General features: G+C 62.5%; 6 protein-coding genes. 3 read left to right on the forward strand and 3 right to left on the reverse strand.

Annotated features, from left to right (window positions below; translation table 11 throughout):
* Positions 1 to 150 precede the first annotated feature (150 nt).
* Positions 151 to 372 (forward strand): 50S ribosomal protein L31, encoded by a 222-nt coding sequence (gene rpmE / locus ACXJ7R_RS27175; protein WP_006327661.1) that lies wholly within the window; start codon positions 151 to 153, stop codon positions 370 to 372.
* 83 nt (positions 373 to 455) lie between these two features.
* Here rpmE and ACXJ7R_RS27180 read toward each other — a convergent pair whose 3' ends face one another.
* Entirely contained in the window at positions 456 to 1,097 is a 642-nt protein-coding gene (locus ACXJ7R_RS27180) for a TetR family transcriptional regulator (protein WP_457154516.1), read from the reverse strand.
* Between the two features lie 106 nt (positions 1,098 to 1,203).
* Here ACXJ7R_RS27180 and ACXJ7R_RS27185 point away from each other — a divergent pair, with 106 nt between their 5' ends.
* Both ACXJ7R_RS27185 and ACXJ7R_RS27190 read left to right on the forward strand, forming a co-directional pair.
* Positions 1,204 to 2,037, forward strand: a complete 834-nt coding sequence (locus tag ACXJ7R_RS27185; protein ID WP_457154517.1) for an NAD(P)H-binding protein — start codon at positions 1,204 to 1,206, stop codon at positions 2,035 to 2,037.
* A 1-nt stretch (position 2,038) separates the two neighbouring features.
* Positions 2,039 to 2,518, forward strand: a complete 480-nt coding sequence (locus ACXJ7R_RS27190) for an anthrone oxygenase family protein (protein WP_457154518.1) — start codon at positions 2,039 to 2,041, stop codon at positions 2,516 to 2,518.
* An 83-nt stretch (positions 2,519 to 2,601) separates the two neighbouring features.
* Here the strand turns inward: ACXJ7R_RS27190 and ACXJ7R_RS27195 are convergent, their stop codons facing one another.
* Both ACXJ7R_RS27195 and ACXJ7R_RS27200 read right to left on the reverse strand, forming a co-directional pair.
* The gene (locus ACXJ7R_RS27195) at positions 2,602 to 2,913 is read right to left on the reverse strand and encodes a SelT/SelW/SelH family protein (protein WP_457154519.1); all 312 of its coding nucleotides are present in this window, start codon (positions 2,911 to 2,913) and stop codon (positions 2,602 to 2,604) included.
* A gap of 19 nt (positions 2,914 to 2,932) precedes the next feature.
* On the reverse strand, positions 2,933 to 3,682 hold the full coding sequence (locus ACXJ7R_RS27200) for a YebC/PmpR family DNA-binding transcriptional regulator (protein WP_184872386.1): 750 nt from the start codon (positions 3,680 to 3,682) through the stop codon (positions 2,933 to 2,935).
* Positions 3,683 to 3,758: the final 76 nt, after the last annotated feature.

Below are 3,758 nucleotides of genomic sequence, written 5' to 3' on the forward strand. Positions count from 1 at the left end.
GCCTTGTGATTCAATTCCGGCTGATGTATAGGCTCGCCGACCGTTTTAGAAGCCGTGGCTCCTCAATAGCTGCGGCTTCGAGTTTAAAAAAGGGGCGCATCGACGCAGGCTTATGCCCGTCGGYAGCGCCGGCAAGCCAGGAACCGAACCATGAAGACCGACATCCATCCCGATTACCACACCATCAAGGTCGTCATGACCGACGGCACCGAATACATGACCCGTTCGACCTGGGGCAAGGAAGGCGATACGATGAACCTCGATATCGACCCGACGACCCACCCGGCCTGGACCGGCGGCCAGCAGACCCTGCTCGACCGCGGCGGTCGCCTGTCGAAGTTCAAGAAGCGTTTCGAAGGTTTCGGCCTCTAAGCCCGACGACCTTTTTCGCAGATCGAAAAACCCGCCCTTGTGGCGGGTTTTTTTGTTGACCGCATTCGACCTTCCATCGCGTCCTACTCGGCCAACAGTTCCCGCAGCGCCATCCGCTTGTAAGCAACCACCAGTCTGTCGCCCTCTTGCCTGTCGACCGAGATCGCCAGCCGGACGGCGGCCTCGCCCATCTGCCAGACCAGGAACGCCGTGGTTTCCAGCGCCGTCGGATCGACTGCCGGCCGCAGCCGCTTCAGCACCGCGGTGAGGAATTCGGCGTTGGCCCGGCTGTCGGCGAGTTCGAGTTGGCGCAGCGCCTTGTCGGCCTGCGTGCCCGACCAGATGTCGCGCATCACCGGCTCGGCCAAGAACAGCCCGTAGTAGATATCGACCAGCTCCGAAAACGCTTGGCGCAGGCCTTCGGCGTCGCCGACATCGGCGAGTGCCGCCGAGATGCACGCCTGGCTTTCGGCGGTGTAGCGCTCGGCCAGCGCCCAGACGATCGCCCGCTTGTCCGGAAAGAACTGGTAGAGCGAGCCGATCGACACCCCTGCCCGTTCCGCCACTTCGCCCATGCGCATGGCGTCGCTGCCTTGCTCGGCAATCAGCGCCGAGGCGGCGGCGAGCATGCGTTCGACCCGCTCGCGGCTGCGCTGCTGGCTCGGCGCCCGGCGCGGCGAAGCAATCTGCTCCTGTGACGAAACCGGCGCGGCCGTGTCTTCCATGGTTATCTCCAATGCCAACAAAATCGCTTGACTCGCAAAATACGAGGGTTTATCACGTTTTGCAAATGTGAGGATTACTCATGTTTTGAAACAGAGGAAAACAGCTATGAACAACACGACAACAAAACCCATCCTGATCCTCGGCGGCACCGGCAAGACCGGCCGCCGCCTTGCCGAGCGGTTGACGGCGCAAGGCGTGCCGGTGCGCATCGGATCGCGCTCGGGCACCCCGCGCTTCGACTGGGAGGTCCCCGCGACCTGGGGCCCGGCAATGCAAGGCGTCAGCGCCGTCTACATCAGCTACTATCCCGATCTGGCCGTGCCGGGTGCCGCCGAGGTGATCGGCGCCTTCGCCAGGCTTGCCGTACAAAACGGCATCACCCGGCTGGTGCTGCTGTCCGGGCGTGGCGAGGTGGAAGCCCAGCGTTCCGAAGAGATGCTGAAGGCCTCTGGCGCCGACTGGACGATCCTGCGCTGCGCCTGGTTCTCGCAGAACTTCAGCGAAGGCTTCCTTGTCGAGTCCTTGGCTGAGGGCGAAGTGGCTTTGCCGGTCGGCAATGTCGGCGAGCCGTTCGTCGATGCCGATGACATCGCCGACGTCGCCTTTGCCGTGCTGACTGAGGCAGGGCATGCCGGCCAGCTCTATGAACTGACCGGGCCGCGGCTGCTGAGCTTCGCCGACGCCGTCGCCGAGATTGGCAAGGCCGCCGGGCGCGATATCCGCTTTGTCAGGATTTCGCATGAAGAATTCACCGCCGCCGTGGCCGCGCACGACCTGCCGCCCGAATTCGCCTGGCTGCTCAACGAGCTGTTCACCGAAGTGCTTGACGGCCGCAACGAGACGCTGGCCGACGGCGTCCAGCGCGTGCTTGGCCGTGCACCGAAAGACTTCTCCGTCTACGCAACCGAAACCGCCGCTAGCCGAATCTGGAGCAACTGACATGATCACGAAACTTCTTCCCACCCTTACCATCATTGCCGCAATCGGCTCGGGGGTCGTCGGCGGCGTGTTTTTCGCCTTTTCCAATTTCGTCATGGCGGCGCTTGCTCGACTGCCCGTCCCCAGCGGCATCGCGGCGATGAATTCGATCAACGTCACGGTGATCACCCCGACCTTCATGACGGCGCTTTTCGGTACTGGCCTGCTCTGTCTGGTGCTTATCGCCGCCGCCATCATGGGCTGGAGCCAGTCCGGCTCGTACTGGTTGCTTGCCGGCGCGGTGATCTACCTGATCGGCAATCCGATCGTGACCATGATCTTCAACGTGCCGCTCAACGATGCGCTCGCCGCCGTCGACCCGGCCAGCAGCAACGGCGCCGCTGTGTGGGCGAACCATCTGAGCCAATGGGTGATGTGGAACCATGTCCGCACCATCACCGCCATCATGGCGATGGCCTGCTTCATTCTCTCGTTGCTCTAAGCAACTCCAGGAAAAGTGCGTAACCGTCCGGATTTGCGTCGAGACAAAGAGAGAAGCGTTCTGCGAAATGCAAAAGATCCTGCTCAGGCGGGGTCTTCTTGCGTATGACCCTTGCGGTCGGAATGGCCGAGATCGCGATCTGGGTCGATGACATCACGGACCAGTTGCTTGAGCTTGGCCGCTTCCGGAAAGCCGCCGTCGCGCTCGCGGTCCCAGACCAGCGTATCATTGCAGGAAATGGTGAAGATGCCGCCGGTGCCGGGCACCAGCGTCACTTCGCCCAGATCGGTGCCGAAGGTCGACAACAGCTCCTGCGCCATCCAGCCGGCACGCAGCAGCCACTGGCACTGCGTGCAATAGGTGATGCGGATGGCGGGAAGCTGAGCTTCGCTCATGTCTCTGGCTGAGCTCCGCTCATGCCGCGCTGAGCTTGGCCATGGTCTCGTCGTCGACTTCGAAGTTGGCGTAGACGCTTTGAACGTCATCGTCATCCTCGAGCGTGGCGACCAGCTTCATCAGCGACTGTGCCCGATCCTCGTCGACCGGAACGCTGTTCTGCGGCTTCCAGATCGGCTTCACCGATTCAGCTTCACCGAGCGAGGCTTCCAGCGCCTTCGACACTTCGCCGAGATTCTCGAAAGCGCAGTAGATCGTGTGGCCTTCCTCATCGGATTCCACGTCGTCGGCGCCGGCTTCAATCGCCGCGTCCATCACCTTATCAGCGCTGCCAGCCGATGCCGGATAATAGATCTCGCCGGCACGATCCCACATGAACGACACCGAACCGGTTTCGCCCATCGCCCCGCCGGCCTTGGTGAAGGCGGCGCGCACGTTCGAGGCCGAACGGTTGCGGTTGTCGGTCAGCGCTTCGACGATGACCGCGACGCCGCCGGGTCCATAGCCCTCATAGCGCACGGCTTCGTAATTCTCGGCATCGCCCATCGAGGCCTTGTTGATGGCGCGCTGGATGTTGTCCTTCGGCATCGACACCGCCTTGGCGTTCTGCACGGCCAGGCGCAGGCGCGGGTTCATCGATGGATCGGGCGTCCCGCTCTTGGCGGCAACGGTGATTTCGCGCGCCAGCTTGGAAAACATTTTCGACCGCACCGCATCCTGGCGGCCCTTGCGGTGCATGATGTTCTTGAACTGTGAATGGCCAGCCATGGCACCCCTGTCGTCTTCTCGGCTAGAGCATCCCGAAGCGAGGCGATCTCACCTCGTCTTCTGCAAAATGCTCGAA

The organism is Mesorhizobium sp. P5_C1 (assembly GCF_054049815.1).

Bases quoted from the DNA above. Each gene is read 5' to 3' on its own strand.
- ACXJ7R_RS27200 (WP_184872386.1), bottom strand. From the start codon at position 3,682: ATGGCTGGCCATTCACAGTTCAAGAACATCATGCACCGCAAGGGCCGC.
- ACXJ7R_RS27190 (WP_457154518.1), top strand. From the start codon at position 2,039: ATGATCACGAAACTTCTTCCCACCCTTACCATCATTGCCGCAATCGGC.
- ACXJ7R_RS27195 (WP_457154519.1), bottom strand. From the start codon at position 2,913: ATGAGCGAAGCTCAGCTTCCCGCCATCCGCATCACCTATTGCACGCAG.
- ACXJ7R_RS27180 (WP_457154516.1), bottom strand. From the start codon at position 1,097: ATGGAAGACACGGCCGCGCCGGTTTCGTCACAGGAGCAGATTGCTTCG.
- ACXJ7R_RS27185 (WP_457154517.1), top strand. From the start codon at position 1,204: ATGAACAACACGACAACAAAACCCATCCTGATCCTCGGCGGCACCGGC.
- rpmE (WP_006327661.1), top strand. From the start codon at position 151: ATGAAGACCGACATCCATCCCGATTACCACACCATCAAGGTCGTCATG.